At 61.3% G+C, this 13,285-nt stretch carries 12 protein-coding genes and 1 other RNA gene; 4 read left to right on the top strand and 9 right to left on the bottom strand.

Annotated elements, in window-relative coordinates; genetic code table 11:
• Nucleotide 1: 1 nt before the first annotated feature.
• The 9 genes from mraY to rsmI form a co-directional block, all read right to left on the bottom strand.
• Nucleotides 2-1,084 carry a phospho-N-acetylmuramoyl-pentapeptide-transferase gene (gene mraY, locus PSEUDOMOFG3G_RS03125; protein ID WP_047228816.1) on the bottom strand — a complete coding sequence of 361 codons (1,083 nt, stop codon included), beginning with the start codon at nucleotides 1,082-1,084 and terminating at the stop codon, nucleotides 2-4.
• Complete coding sequence (gene murF, locus PSEUDOMOFG3G_RS03120) at nucleotides 1,084-2,451, bottom strand: UDP-N-acetylmuramoyl-tripeptide--D-alanyl-D-alanine ligase (protein WP_139049186.1); 1,368 nt, start codon at nucleotides 2,449-2,451, stop codon at nucleotides 1,084-1,086. Before murF ends, mraY begins: the two co-directional genes overlap by 1 nt.
• Nucleotides 2,444-3,907 (bottom strand): UDP-N-acetylmuramoyl-L-alanyl-D-glutamate--2,6-diaminopimelate ligase, encoded by a 1,464-nt coding sequence (locus tag PSEUDOMOFG3G_RS03115; protein ID WP_047228814.1) that lies wholly within the window; start codon nucleotides 3,905-3,907, stop codon nucleotides 2,444-2,446. The genes murF and PSEUDOMOFG3G_RS03115 overlap by 8 nt, the downstream gene beginning before the upstream one ends.
• Nucleotides 3,907-5,646: a penicillin-binding protein 2 gene (locus PSEUDOMOFG3G_RS03110; RefSeq protein WP_171061320.1), complete on the bottom strand. Its 1,740-nt coding sequence runs from the start codon at nucleotides 5,644-5,646 to the stop codon at nucleotides 3,907-3,909. Before PSEUDOMOFG3G_RS03110 ends, PSEUDOMOFG3G_RS03115 begins: the two co-directional genes overlap by 1 nt.
• Entirely contained in the window at nucleotides 5,646-5,939 is a 294-nt protein-coding gene (ftsL, locus tag PSEUDOMOFG3G_RS03105) for a cell division protein FtsL (RefSeq protein WP_047228812.1), read from the bottom strand. Before ftsL ends, PSEUDOMOFG3G_RS03110 begins: the two co-directional genes overlap by 1 nt.
• Nucleotides 5,936-6,883 carry a 16S rRNA (cytosine(1402)-N(4))-methyltransferase RsmH gene (gene rsmH, locus PSEUDOMOFG3G_RS03100; protein WP_047228811.1) on the bottom strand — a complete coding sequence of 316 codons (948 nt, stop codon included), beginning with the start codon at nucleotides 6,881-6,883 and terminating at the stop codon, nucleotides 5,936-5,938. Before rsmH ends, ftsL begins: the two co-directional genes overlap by 4 nt.
• A complete protein-coding gene (gene mraZ / locus PSEUDOMOFG3G_RS03095) occupies nucleotides 6,880-7,335 on the bottom strand; it encodes a division/cell wall cluster transcriptional repressor MraZ (protein ID WP_003205355.1) in 456 nt (151 codons plus the stop codon). The genes rsmH and mraZ overlap by 4 nt, the downstream gene beginning before the upstream one ends.
• A gap of 308 nt (nucleotides 7,336-7,643) precedes the next feature.
• An RNA gene (gene rnpB / locus PSEUDOMOFG3G_RS03090) (RNase P RNA component class A) lies at nucleotides 7,644-7,997 on the bottom strand.
• A 74-nt stretch (nucleotides 7,998-8,071) separates the two neighbouring features.
• Nucleotides 8,072-8,944, bottom strand: coding sequence for a 16S rRNA (cytidine(1402)-2'-O)-methyltransferase (gene rsmI / locus PSEUDOMOFG3G_RS03085; protein WP_139049184.1), 873 nt, complete (start codon nucleotides 8,942-8,944; stop codon nucleotides 8,072-8,074).
• 209 nt (nucleotides 8,945-9,153) lie between these two features.
• On the opposite strand from rsmI, the gene PSEUDOMOFG3G_RS03080 reads away from it, so the two are divergent.
• From PSEUDOMOFG3G_RS03080 to PSEUDOMOFG3G_RS03065, 4 genes are all read left to right on the top strand, one after another.
• Entirely contained in the window at nucleotides 9,154-10,965 is a 1,812-nt protein-coding gene (locus tag PSEUDOMOFG3G_RS03080) for a penicillin-binding protein activator (protein WP_139049183.1), read from the top strand.
• Nucleotides 10,965-11,327: a YraN family protein gene (locus PSEUDOMOFG3G_RS03075; RefSeq protein WP_047228808.1), complete on the top strand. Its 363-nt coding sequence runs from the start codon at nucleotides 10,965-10,967 to the stop codon at nucleotides 11,325-11,327. Before PSEUDOMOFG3G_RS03080 ends, PSEUDOMOFG3G_RS03075 begins: the two co-directional genes overlap by 1 nt.
• 111 nt (nucleotides 11,328-11,438) lie before the next feature.
• The gene (locus PSEUDOMOFG3G_RS03070; protein ID WP_007928463.1) at nucleotides 11,439-12,032 is read left to right on the top strand and encodes a phosphoheptose isomerase; all 594 of its coding nucleotides are present in this window, start codon (nucleotides 11,439-11,441) and stop codon (nucleotides 12,030-12,032) included.
• The gene (locus PSEUDOMOFG3G_RS03065) at nucleotides 12,029-12,607 is read left to right on the top strand and encodes a BON domain-containing protein (RefSeq protein WP_047228807.1); all 579 of its coding nucleotides are present in this window, start codon (nucleotides 12,029-12,031) and stop codon (nucleotides 12,605-12,607) included. Before PSEUDOMOFG3G_RS03070 ends, PSEUDOMOFG3G_RS03065 begins: the two co-directional genes overlap by 4 nt.
• The last annotated feature ends 678 nt before the right edge of the window (nucleotides 12,608-13,285 follow it).

Raw genomic sequence — 13,285 nt, 5'->3', positions numbered from 1 at the left:
TCTACCTCAGCTTCAGGGTGGCAAGGCCGACCAGGACCAGAATCACGGTGATGATCCAGAAACGGACAATCACACGCGGCTCGGGCCAGCCCTTGAGTTCAAAGTGGTGGTGGATCGGCGCCATGCGAAATACCCGGCGGCCGGTCAATTTAAAGGAAGCAACCTGAATGACGACTGACAGCGTCTCCATCACGAACACACCGCCCATGATGAACAGGACGATTTCCTGGCGAACGATGACGGCGATGGTGCCCAGGGCCGCGCCCAGCGCCAGCGCGCCGACATCGCCCATGAAGACCTGCGCCGGGTAGGTGTTGAACCACAGGAAACCCAGGCCGGCACCGATCAGCGCACCGCAGAACACGATCAGTTCGCCTGCCCCCGGCACATAGGGGATCAGCAGGTATTCGGCGAATTTCACGTTACCCGAGAGGTAGCAGAAGATCCCCAGCGCGCCGCCCACCATCACGGTCGGCATGATCGCCAGGCCATCGAGGCCATCAGTCAGGTTGACCGCGTTGCTCGAGCCGACGATCACCAGGTAGGTCAGCACGATGAAGCCTGCCCCCAGCGGGATGCTGTAATCCTTGAGCATCGGCAGAATCAGGGTGGTTTCCACCGGGGAGGCTGCGGTCATATAAAGGAAGATCGCCGCGCCGAGGCCGAACACCGACTGCCAGAAATACTTCCAGCGGCTCGGCAGCCCCCGGGAGTTCTTCTCGATGACCTTGCGGTAGTCGTCGACCCAGCCGATGGCGCCGAACAACAGGGTCACCAGCAATACCACCCACACATACCGGTTCGCCAGGTCGGCCCAGAGCACGGTACTGATGCCAATGGACGACAGGATCAGCGCGCCGCCCATGGTTGGAGTACCGGATTTGGACAGGTGCGATTGCGGGCCGTCGTTGCGGACCGACTGACCGATTTGCAGGTTCTGCAAGGTGCGGATCATCCACGGGCCCAGGAACAGCGACAACGACAACGCGGTCAGCACACCCAGGATCCCGCGCAGGGTCAGGTACTGGAAGACCGCGAAGCCTTTGTGGAACTGTTGCAGGTACTCCGCTAGCAGCAGCAGCATTAATGTTTCTCCATACGGGAACCGCACAGCGCCGCGACGATGTTTTCCATCGCGGCACTGCGTGAGCCCTTGATCAATAAGGTGGTGTTCGGGTCCTGCTCGGCGCTCAGGGCCTGAATCAATTCGGCCTGAGTGCTGAAATGCTGTGCGTGCCCGCCAAACGCGGCCACCGCATGGGCCATCATCGGACCGACGGCATACAGTGCATCGACCTTGCCACGCGCGTAGGCGCCGACATCGTGATGCCCCTGTTGCGCCCATTCGCCCAACTCGCCGATATCTCCCAGCACCAGCACGGTACGGCCGGGGAAACCGGCGAGGATATCGACCGCGGCGCACATGGACGTCGGGTTGGCGTTGTAGGTGTCGTCGATCACGCGCATGCCGTTGCTGGCCAATTGCGCAACGGAACGCCCCTTGACCGGTTGCACCGCGTTCAAGCCGGCCACGATGCCCGGCAACGACACGCCCAAAGCATGGGCCGCAGCCGCAGCGGCCAGGGCGTTGGCGACGTTATGGGTGCCAAGCAGGTTCAACTGGACCCGCTCTGCACCGTCGGGGCTGTGCAGGTTGAAGGCCGGGCAGCCGCGAGCATCGCGGTCCAGGTCGCTGGCGTAAAAATTCGCCGCCACATTGCTCAAGGCAAATGTCAGGACCTTGCGCCCAGCCGCCCGGGTCTTCCAGATTTCGAAGGCCTTGTCGTCAAGATTCAGCACGGCGACGCCATCGGCATCCAGCCCCTCGAGAATCTCGCCCTTGGCCTCAACGATTTTGTCCGGACCACCGAACTCACCGACGTGGGCGGTCCCGGCGTTGTTGATCACGGCCACGTGAGGTTTGGTCATGCCCACGGTGTAGGCGATCTCACCGAGCCGCGAGGCACCGAGCTCAATGACCGCGGCACTGTGTTGCGGTGCCAGTTCCAGCAATGTCAGGGGTACACCCAGGTCATTATTAAGATTGCCACGAGTCGCCAACACCGGACCGCGGGTGCGCAAGATGCTCGCGAGCATTTCCTTGACCGTGGTCTTGCCACTGGAGCCGGTGATGGCCGCGACCGGGTTGCGGTATGCGGCGCGGTTCAATGCACCGAGCTGGCCCAGGGCCTGGCGAGTGTCGTTTACCTGCAATTGCGCCAGCGTGCTGTTGGTCACTTCCCGCTCGACCAGCGCCGCGACCGCACCTTTGGCGGCCACGTCGTTCAGGTAATCGTGGCCGTCAAAACGCGGCCCGGCCAGGGCAACGAACAATTGCCCCGGGGCAATCGCCCGGCTGTCGATGCTCACCCCATCGAAACTGGCGTCAGCCGCGATCAGCCGCGCCTGCAGGATATTGGTCAGCTCGCTGAGCTTCAAAGCCTTAAGCATGGGCCACCTCCCACGCGGTCAGGGCATGATCGGCTTCCACCAAATCGGAAAATGCGTGGCGTTCGCCGTTGATTTCCTGATAGTCCTCATGGCCTTTACCGGCCAGGACAATGACGTCGTCCGCCGACGCACCGGCGATCAACTGGGCAATGGCCTGGCCGCGACCGGCCACGAAGGTGACGTTATCCACCGCCGAGAAGCCGGCGCGGATGTCGTCGAAAATCTGCGACGGGTCTTCGGTGCGCGGATTGTCGTCGGTGACCACTACACCGTCGGCCAAGCGCTCCACCACTTCGGCCATCAGCGCACGCTTGCCACGGTCACGATCACCGCCGCAGCCGAACAGGCACAGCAACTTGCCCTTGGCGTGTGGCCGCAGGGCCATCAGGACTTTTTCCAACGCATCCGGGGTATGGGCGTAATCGACCACCACCAACGGTTGCGTTCCGCCGCCCAGCCGTTGCATACGTCCGGCCGGCCCTTCGAGTTTGGGCAGGACCTTGAGGATTTCATCCAGGGCGTAGTCCAGGCCAAGCAAGGCACCCACGGCGGCCAACACATTGCTCAGGTTGAAACGCCCCAACAAGGTGCTGCGCAGGTGGTGTTCGCCTTGGGGCGTAACCAAGGTCGCGCGCACGCCTTCGTCATCGAATTGCGCCTGGCGTACATAAAGGTAGGCGCTGGCATCTTCCAGGCTGTAGGTGATCAACCGGGACTCGCGCTTATCGGCGGCCAATTGCCGGCCGAACGCGTCGTCAAGGTTGAGGACCCGGCACTTCAAGTCATTCCAGGCAAACAACCTGGCTTTTGCTTCGCCGTAAGCCTGCATGGTGCCGTGGTAATCCAGGTGATCGCGCGACAGGTTGGTCAATACCGCGACGTCGAACGCCAAGGCCGTCACGCGCCCCTGATCCAGGCCATGGGAAGAGACTTCCATCGCAACAGCCTTGGCTCCGGCCTTTTTCAGGTCGGCCAGGGTTGCTTGCACGGCGATCGGGTTCGGCGTGGTGTGCAGGCCACTCTCCAGCGCGCCGTGGAATCCGTTACCCAAGGTCCCGACGATGCCGCAATGCTGACCCAGCAGATCCAGGGCCTGGGCCACCAGTTGGGAAACGCTGGTCTTGCCGTTGGTGCCGGTCACGCCAATCAGGTTCAAGTGACGACTCGGGTCGCCGTAAAAACGCCCGGCAATGTCCGACAACTGGGCCGCCAGGCCCTTGACCGGAATCAGCGGCACATCAGTGATCGGTAGCACGGTCGCGCCGTCGACTTCATAAGCCACGGCAGCCGCGCCGCGCTTCAAGGCGTCGGCGATGTGGGCGCGACCGTCGAACCGGGCACCCGGTACGGCCAGGAACAGATCCCCGGCACGCACGTGGCGGCTGTCCAGGGCCAATTCGCGAATCAGCAGATCGTGGCCGGCATGGGCAAAAATCTTGTTCAGGCTCAGGGACATCAGCCACGCCCTCCTTCGGCTTTCAAGGGTACGACCGGCGCGGTATTGGCTTGCTGGGTCGGCGGCAGGTTATCCGGGGTGATGTTCATCAGGCGCAGGGTGCCGGACATCACTTTGCTGAACACCGGTGCCGAAACCAGCCCCCCGAAGTAGCCGGCCTTGCTCGGTTCGTCGATGACCACCACGACGGCGTAGCGCGGGTCGCTCATCGGGCCGAAACCGGCGAACAGCGAACGGTAGGAATTCTCGGCATAGCCCTTGACGCCCGCGGAGGTTTTGCGGGCCGTACCCGACTTGCCAGCCACGTGATAGGCCGGCACCTGGGCGCGGTACACCCCACGCGGCGCTTCGATCACCTGTTGCAGCATGCCTTGCATGGTCTTGGCGACATCTTCCGGAATGACCTGAGTGGCCTCCGGGGCCTTGTCGGTTTTGATCAGCGACAGCGGAGTCATGCGGCCGTTGTTGGCCAGCACCGAAAACGCGTGGGCCAACTGGATCGCGGTCACGGAAACACCGTAGCCGTATGACAACGTGGCCGTTTCGGCCTTGCGCCACTCACGGTAGTTCGGCAGATTGCCGACCCGCTCGCCAGGAAAGCCCAGGCCAGTGCCCTGGCCAAGACCGATTTTCTGGGCAAGACGGTAAATCGTTTCCCCACCGATATCGAAGGCGATCTTGCTCATGCCCACGTTACTGGAGTTGATCAGGATGCCGGTCAGATCGAGCACTGGGCCTTCGGTCCTGGAAACGTCCCGAATGGTGTACTTGCCGATCTGCAAAGTCCCCGGATATACCTCGACCGTGTCACCCGGCTTCCAGCGCCCGGTTTCCAGGGCCGCCGCCATGGAAACGGCTTTCATGGTCGAGCCCGGTTCGAACACGTCGATCATCGCGCGGTTGCGCATCATCGCCGGTTGCAGGTTGCGGCGATTGTTCGGGTTGTAGGTGGGCTGGTTGACCATGGCCAGGATCTCGCCGGTCTTCACGTCGAGAATCACCAGGCTGCCGGCCTTGGCACCGTTCTCGACGATGGCATTGCGCAGCTCACGGTTGGCCAGATATTGCAGGCGCAGATCAATGGACAACGCCAAGGGCTTGCCGGCCTTGGCGTTTTTGGTGACTTGGACATCCTTGATCAGCCTGCCACGCCGATCCTTGATGACCTGACGCTTGCCGGGAACCCCGGCGAGCCATTCGTCGTAGGCCAACTCGACCCCTTCTCGCCCCCGGTCGTCGATGTCCGTAAAGCCGACCATGTGGGCGGTCACTTCACCGGCCGGGTAGAAACGCCGGAACTCTTCGATGCCGTAGACGCCCGGCACTTTCAGGTCGAGCACCCTCTGGCCTTGCTCGGGCGTCAACCCGCGCACCAGATAGATGAACTCTTTGCTGGCCTGGGCTTCGAGGCGTTCGGCCAGGGCCTTGGGGTCCTGGCCAAGGGCGACGGCCAGGGCCGGCCACTTTTCCTTGGCCTGCTGCATTTCCTTGGCGTTTGCCCACAGGGTAGTCACCGGGGTGCTCACAGCCAACGGTTCGCCATTGCGGTCGGTGATCAGGCCACGGTGAGCCGGGATCGGGATGTGCCGCATGCTACGGGCATCACCCTGCTCTTTGAGGAAGTCACGGTCGACCACTTGCAGATCGATGATCCGCCAGACGATGGCCGCCACCATGATCCCGAGCAGGCCCAGGACCAGGCGGAAGCGCCACGGAAAGAGTGCCCCTTCGAGCTTCATCATGGCGCCACCATCTGCACTTCGGCAGCCCCGGGAATGCGCATTTTCAGCTGTTCGGTCGCCAGTACTTCGATGCGGCTATGGGCGGTCCAGGTGCTCTGCTCCAGGATCAACCGGCCCCACTCGGCCTGGGCCTTGTCGCGCACGCTCAGTTCGCTGTAGAGGGTGTTGAGCAACTGCCGGTTCCAGTGCGCGCTGTAGGACACGGCGATGGCCGACACGAGCACGCCGATAAACAACAGCAGCATGAAAAAGCTGCCGCCAGGCAGGGGCTTGGCGAAGAGCTTGCTCACCGCAACTTCTCCGCAACACGCATGACGGCGCTACGGGCACGCGGGTTGGCCTTGAGTTCAGCCTCGGAGGCGAACTGCGCCTTGCCATGAATCTTGATTTTCGGCACGAAGGCTTCGAAACGCACCGGCAGGTTGCGCGGCAGGTTATCGGCCTCACCCTTGGTGAGCTTGCGCATGAACAGTTTGACGATGCGGTCTTCCAGGGAATGGAAGCTGATCACCACCAGTCGCCCGCCGACTTCAAGTGCTTCAAGTGCCGCCTCAAGGCCGGCCTCCAGATCACCCAGTTCATTATTGACGTGGATGCGCAAACCCTGGAAAGCCCGGGTAGCCGGGTTCTTGCCCTTCTCCCATGCCGGGTTGGCGACTTTGAGCACTTCGGCCAGGTCGCCGGTGCGCTCGAACGGTTTGATATCGCGACGCTCGACCACGGCACGGGCCATGCGACCGGAAAAACGTTCTTCGCCGTATTCCTTGAAAACACGGGCGATTTCTTCCACCGCAGCGGTATTGACGAATTCGGCGGCGCTGATTCCGCGGGACGGATCCATGCGCATATCCAGCGGGCCATCATTGAGAAAACTGAAGCCGCGCTCAGGGTCATCCAACTGCGGCGAAGACACGCCCAGGTCAAGCAAGACGCCACTGACTTTGCCAGCCAGGCCACGCTGGGCGACTTCCGATCCCAGCTCCGCAAAGCTGCGCTGCACAACGACAAAGCGGCCGTCTTCGGCCGCTAGCGCTTGCCCGGTGGCAATCGCTTGAGGATCCTTGTCGAACCCCAGCAGCCGACCGTCCGGACCGAGCTTGCTGAGGATCAGCCGGCTATGCCCGCCGCGCCCGAACGTGCCATCCAGATAGCAGCCATCAGGACGTACGGCGAGAGCCTCGACGGCTTCGTCAAGCAGTACGGTGATGTGGTTAAAGCCGCTATCAATAGTCACAGGATCAAATCACGCAGTTCATCAGGCATGGCGCCCGGTTGTTGAATAGCAGCAAGGTCAGCGGCAGAGACCGCATTCCAGGCATCTTCGTCCCACAGTTGGAACTTGTTCAGTTGGCCCACCAGCATCGCGCGCTTGTCCAGCTTGGCGTATTCGCGCAGGCGCGGCGGAACCAGGAAACGACCGCTGCCGTCGAGTTCGAGGTCGACGGCGTTACCGATCAGCAAGCGTTGCAGGCGGCGGTTTTCTTCACGCAGTGAAGGCAGTGCGCGCAGTTTGGTTTCGATGATTTCCCACTCATCAAGAGGGTAAACACACAAACATGGGTCAACGGCGTCGATCGTGACGATTAACTGCCCGGAACTACGCGAAACGAGCTCGTCACGGTACCGGCTCGGCATGGCGAGACGGCCCTTTGCATCGAGACTGATAGCGTTAGCTCCGCGAAACACGTCAGCGTTTCTCCAAAAATTTTGCGTTTTACGCTCAAAAAACCCACTTCATGCCACTTTCCGCCACTTGCGCACACTATAGGAATGCGCCCACCGCACCGTCAAGGCGCGGAGTGAAGGAAAAGCCTTATAGATCGGAGATTTAGGAGCGTATCTGGAGGGGCGATGGGAATCTGACGTAGGATTTTTCGCCACAACTTCAGCGAACACAGGAAGCTGCGCTCAGAAGTTAAAGTGATTTGTTAAGAGTAAGATTTTTTTGGTCTTAGCAATTGCGTCTGCCAGCGATTCTGGCAGGAGGGGAAAAGGTGGAGAGTCGATCTGTAAGCCGGGTTCTGTCTTGAACAGTCATTCGTCTACGATGGCCATCACTGGACATCTTTAGCAACCTACCCGGTCCCAGCGCGGGCCACGCCTTGGGACCCTATTTGGTCTTGCTCCAAGTGGGGTTTACCTAGCCACGAACTGTTGCCAGCCGTGCGGTGCGCTCTTACCGCACCTTTTCACCCTTACCGGCGCCGAAGCGCTTAGGCGGTTATTTTCTGTGGCACTTTCCGTAGGCTCACGCCTCCCAGGCATTACCTGGCACTTCGCCCTATGGAGCCCGGACTTTCCTCCCCCCCCTAATTTTCATAGAGGGCAGCGACTGTCCGATCGACTCTCCGCCGCGAAGGTTAACGGCAGAGCGGCCGAAGAACAAGCGCTAAAAGCCCTTGGCCAGCCCCGCGCCCCGGTTTCACTGGCCCTTCTGTTTTTCCAGCGCGACCTGATACAGGACGTTCTTACGCTCGCCGGTAATCTGCGCCGCGAGGGCGGCGGCGCGCTTGAGGGGCATTTCCTCAAGCAGCAGGTCCAGGATGCGCATCGCTTCACTGCTGACGGTCTCTTCATTGTCCGGCGCCGTCCAGCCCGCCACCAGCACGACGCATTCACCGCGCTGCTGGTTGCTATCGCCTTCGACGAAGGCGCGCAACTGCGCCAGCGGCAACCCCTTGAGGGTTTCGAAGGTTTTGGTCAGCTCTCTGGCGAGCAGCGCCGGGCGCTCCGGACCAAACACCAGCTCCATGTCCTGCAGGCATTCAAGGATGCGGTGCGGCGCCTCATAAAAGATCAACGTACGCGGCTCCTCCTTTATAGACTCCAGGCGCGCCCGTCGCCCCACCGCCTTGGCTGGCAGAAAACCTTCGAAAATGAAACGGTCCGACGGCAGGCCCGCCGCCGAAAGAGCTGCGATCAAGGCGCACGCCCCCGGCACCGGCACTACGTTGATGCCGGCCGCCCGAGCCTGGCGCACCAGGTGATAGCCAGGGTCGGAAATCAGCGGTGTACCCGCGTCGGAAATCAGCGCGACGTTATCGCCCGCCAACAAACGAGTGATAAAACGACTGCCTTCTTCCCGCTCGTTGTGCTCATGACAGGCCGCCAACGGCGTTGAAATGCCGAAATGTTGCAACAAGCGTTGAGAGTGGCGCGTATCTTCGGCCGCAATGAGGGCCACCTCCTGCAGGATTTTCAGCGCCCGGGCACTGATATCGTCCAGGTTGCCGATGGGCGTCGCCACCACATAAAGCGAGCCGGCAGCGGAATTCAAAGCACCTGGAGCAGTCAAAGCGCACACCTCATGATCGGTAAAACCGCCATTGTAGCGCGTAGTGTGCGTCACGACTGCCCGCAGCGCCTCGCTGTCCGGCGACCTGCCGTGCTGCGCCGCAACATTTGAAATACCTAAATTGATCGATTCACGCCACTAACATCGCGCCCCGGCCAGTGCTTGGGTACAATTCGACGCTAATTTGATCTCGTATCAGGAACATTTACATGATCGCTTGCCTGCGGCTGCTCTCCGCCCTCTGCCTCGCTGCCCTTCTGGCGGCCTGCGCCAGCTCGCCCTCCTCCAGCCTTGGCGAACTTCCACGGACCCCGGATGCCAGTATCGAGCAGTTGCTCGAACAGGCCACTCAAAGCAAAACCCCGGAAAAAGCCGCCCTGTTGCGCCTGAGTGCAGCAGACCTGGCCTACCGCCAGGGCAATGCCGGCCAGTCCGCGCAGATCCTGCAACAGGTGCCGATGGAGCAACTCAAGCCCGGCCAGCAGATTTTCGCCAGCACCCTGGCGGCCGAACTGGCAATGACGCGCAATCAACCCAAAGCAGCGCTGAGCGCCCTGAGCCACCCGAGCCTGCAGCACCTGGGCGAGCTACCGGTGGAACAGCAGGTCCGCACCGGCACCGTCCACGCCCGCGCCCTCGAGGCCGATGGCCAGACCCTGGCAGCCGCCAAGGAACGGATCTTCATTGCGCCCCTGCTTGAAAACGAAGCGGCGGCGAAAAACCACGAGGCGATCTGGTCGTTGATCGCCTCGCTGCCCACCGATCAACTGCAACCGACCACCACCGACGACCTGGGTGGCTGGCTGAGTTTGGCCCAGGCTGTAAAAACTGCCGGTACGCTGGAACAGCAACAGGCGGCTATCGACAGCTGGCGCGAGCAGAACCCCAAGCACCCGGCCGCGCTCCAGCTGCCGACGCCGCTGGTCAAGCTCAAGGAACTGGCGAGCCAGCCCCTGAGCAAGATCGCCTTGCTGCTCCCCCAGGATGGCCCGCTGTCCTCGGTCGCAAGAGCTCTGCGCGAAGGTTTCATGGCTGCCCACTATCAGGCCCAACAGGCCGGGCAGAACCCGCCAAGCATTCAGTTTTATGACAGCTCGCGCCTGACCTCCCTGGATGATTTCTATCGCAAGGCGCAGGCCGACGGCGTGCAACTGGTGGTCGGCCCGCTGGAAAAACCTTTGGTCAAGCAGCTCAGCACCCGCCCGCAACTGCCGATCACGACCCTCGCGCTCAATTACAGCGAAGGCGAGCAAGGCCCGGCCCAACTGTTCCAGTTCGGCTTGGCCGCGGAAGACGAAGCCCGAGAAGTGTCGCGTCGCGCCCGTATGGACGGCCTGCATCGTGCTGCCGTCATGGTGCCAAAAGGTGAATGGGGCGATCGCGTCCTGAAAGCCTTCAGCGAGGACTGGCAGGCCAATGGCGGCACCATCATCGCCGTCGAACGCATCGATCAGCCCGTACAACTGGCCCAGCAGATCGCCGACATGTTCCATCTGCGCCAGAGCGAAGGTCGCGCCAAGCGCCTGCAAAGCACCGTCGACACCGCCGTCGCGGCCCAGCCGTCCCGCCGCCAGGACATCGAATTCCTGTTCCTGGCCTCGACTCCGCAACAGGCCCAGCAGATCAAGCCGACCCTGAACTTCCAGTACGCCGGCGACGTACCTGTGTACGCCACCTCGCATGTGTTCAGCGCCAGTGGCGACCAGAATCAGTACAACGACATGAGCGGCGTGCGCTTCTGCGAAACCCCGTGGCTGCTCGATGCCAACGACCCGCTGCGCAAGCAGGTCACCGCCCAGTGGCCCCAGGCCGGCGGTAGCCTGGGCCGGTTGTACGCGATGGGAGCAGATGCCTATCGTCTGGCTCCGCGCCTGGGTCAGCTAAAGACATTACCGGACACCCGCATCGAGGGGCTGTCGGGCAGCCTGGCAGTGTCGCAGTCCCAGCGCGTGCAACGTCAACTGCCGTGGGCCGAATTCGTCAACGGTCAGGTGCAGCGCCTGCCAGACACTCAGCGCTGATGCCTGACCGATCTCGCCAGCAAAGCGGACGGGATGCCGAGAGCCAGGCTCTCGCGCATCTTCAGCAACAAGGTCTGCGGCTGCTGGCGAAGAACTGGCTGTGTAAACGTGGCGAGCTTGATCTGGTCATGCTTGACGGCGATACAGTAGTATTCGTCGAAGTCCGCTACAGAAAAAATACTCAATGGGGTGGCGCGCTCGACAGCATCGATGCACGCAAGCGCCAGAAGCTGGTTTTCGCCGCGCAGTATTTCCTGCAAATCGAGTCTCGCTGGGCCGATCATCCCTGCCGCTTCGACGTGGTTGCCATCGACAGCAACGCCGATCAGTTGAACTGGTTGCAGAATGCCTTCGACAGTTGAACGTCAACACCCATGACGAGCCGAGCCGGACACCTTCACCCAATTTTTGCTCTTTGCTTTGCGCGCCGCACATGCTTGTGCCGATAAGCCGCGCTACTTAAGGTCACACAGATGGACATGCAATCGCGAATTCGCCAGCTTTTTCAGGCCAGTATCGACACCAAGCAACAGGCGATGGACGTACTTGCACCGCACATCGAGCAAGCCAGCCAAGTGATGGTCAACGCCCTGCTCAACGAAGGCAAAATGCTTTCGTGCGGCAATGGCGGTTCTGCCGGCGACGCCCAGCATTTCTCATCGGAGCTGCTCAACCGCTTCGAGCGCGAGCGCCCCAGCCTGCCGGCCATTGCATTGACCACCGACAGCTCGACGATCACCTCGATCGCCAATGACTACAGCTACAACGAAGTGTTCTCCAAACAGATCCGCGCCCTGGGCCAGCCCGGCGATGTGTTGCTGGCGATCTCCACCAGCGGCAACTCGGCCAATATTATTCAGGCGATCCAGGCCGCACATGATCGCGAAATGATTGTCGTAGCATTGACCGGTCGCGATGGCGGCGGCATGGCGTCACTGCTGTTGCCTGAGGACGTCGAGATTCGCGTACCGGCCAATGTCACTGCACGCATTCAGGAAGTCCACCTGCTGGCGATTCATTGTCTTTGCGACTTGATCGACAGCCAACTGTTCGGGAGTGAAGAATGACCCCTAATCGCCTAGGCCTTCTGGCCCTGACCCTGTGCCTCGGCATCAGCGGCTGCACATCGGTGGTTAACGCCAGCCGGGAAAAGCCGATTGAAGACGACCGCGGCACCCGCACCTTCGGCAGCAAGATCGACGATTCGTTGATCGAAACCAAGGCAGGCGTGAACATCGCCAAGGCCGACCCGGACCTGGACAACAACTCGCACATCGTCGTCACCAGCTTCAACGGTGTCGTGCTGCTGGCCGGCCAGACCCCACGCGCGGACCTCAAGGCCAAGGCCGAACAGGCTGCAAGCGCCGTGCAGCGGGTCAAGACCGTGCACAACGAACTACAGGTCCTGCCACCTTCCTCGTTGCTGGCGCGTCAGAACGATGCCTGGCTGACTACCAAGATCAAGACGCAGATGCTCACCGACGCCAGCATTCCCGGCTCGCGCATCAAGGTCGTGACTGAGAATGGCATCGTCTATCTGCTGGGGCTGCTGACCAAGCAGGAGGCTGCGCAGGCGACCAATCTGGTGCAAGGGGTTTCCGGGGTGCAGAAGATCGTCAAGTTGTTTGAGTACATTGACTGATACTGAACTTCAGGTACTCAAGAAAAACGGCGCTTCTTCCGAGACGGAAAGCGCCGTTTTTTTTGGCTTCATTTTTTTTGGGGGGGGGTGATTGGTGTGTATATCCGTTGTTGCGGTAACGGCTGCTTATGGTTCCGCCCTTACGGCGGGTCACTTTCGAAGAGCGCGAAAGTAACCAAAGCGCTCTTGCCCCACCACTTGGCACCTCGCCTAGGCTCGGTGTGCCCTCACTCCGGCATTGCTCCGTGGGCCCGCCGCGAAGGGCCATCCATGGCCCAGCGCGGCTACCTCGGCATCCATGCCGAGGTGCCCACTACGCAATACCTGCGTTCGGCCAGCGTGGTTAACGGGGCGCCACAGATCAAAATCAAAAGCGAGGCGGCCTGACAGCCGACCTGTTCAGGAGAGAACGGGTTTCCCCTGTGGGAGCGAGCTTGCTCGCGAAAGTGGAGGGTCAGTTTGCAGTGATGTTTGGATGTACCGGCGTCATCGCGAGCAGGCTCGCTCCCACAGGTTTTGTGTCGCTTGCAAATACTGTGAGCACACACAAATCAATGTGGGAGCGAGCCTGCTCGCGATAGCGGTAGATCAGCCAAATAGATACTGGCATCTACCCCGCTCTTGCTCTTGCTCTTGCTCTTGCTCTTGCTCTTGCTCTTGCTCTTGCTCTTGCTCTTG

It is taken from the genome of Pseudomonas sp. FG-3G (assembly GCF_901007645.1).
Classification (GTDB): Bacteria; Pseudomonadota; Gammaproteobacteria; order Pseudomonadales; family Pseudomonadaceae; genus Aquipseudomonas; species Aquipseudomonas rhizophila.
The sequence above is the reverse complement of the archived record's forward strand: the minus strand, read 5'-3'. Positions and strand labels throughout refer to the sequence as shown.

Excerpts from the sequence above, each read along its gene's own strand:
- PSEUDOMOFG3G_RS03115 (WP_047228814.1), bottom strand. The coding sequence starts at position 3,907 with ATGTCCCTGAGCCTGAACAAGATTTTTGCCCATGCCGGCCACGATCTG.
- mraY (WP_047228816.1), bottom strand. The coding sequence starts at position 1,084 with ATGCTGCTGCTGCTAGCGGAGTACCTGCAACAGTTCCACAAAGGCTTC.
- PSEUDOMOFG3G_RS03110 (WP_171061320.1), bottom strand. The coding sequence starts at position 5,646 with ATGAAGCTCGAAGGGGCACTCTTTCCGTGGCGCTTCCGCCTGGTCCTG.
- murF (WP_139049186.1), bottom strand. The coding sequence starts at position 2,451 with ATGCTTAAGGCTTTGAAGCTCAGCGAGCTGACCAATATCCTGCAGGCG.
- PSEUDOMOFG3G_RS03080 (WP_139049183.1), top strand. The coding sequence starts at position 9,154 with ATGATCGCTTGCCTGCGGCTGCTCTCCGCCCTCTGCCTCGCTGCCCTT.
- PSEUDOMOFG3G_RS03070 (WP_007928463.1), top strand. The coding sequence starts at position 11,439 with ATGGACATGCAATCGCGAATTCGCCAGCTTTTTCAGGCCAGTATCGAC.
- PSEUDOMOFG3G_RS03075 (WP_047228808.1), top strand. The coding sequence starts at position 10,965 with ATGCCTGACCGATCTCGCCAGCAAAGCGGACGGGATGCCGAGAGCCAG.
- PSEUDOMOFG3G_RS03065 (WP_047228807.1), top strand. The coding sequence starts at position 12,029 with ATGACCCCTAATCGCCTAGGCCTTCTGGCCCTGACCCTGTGCCTCGGC.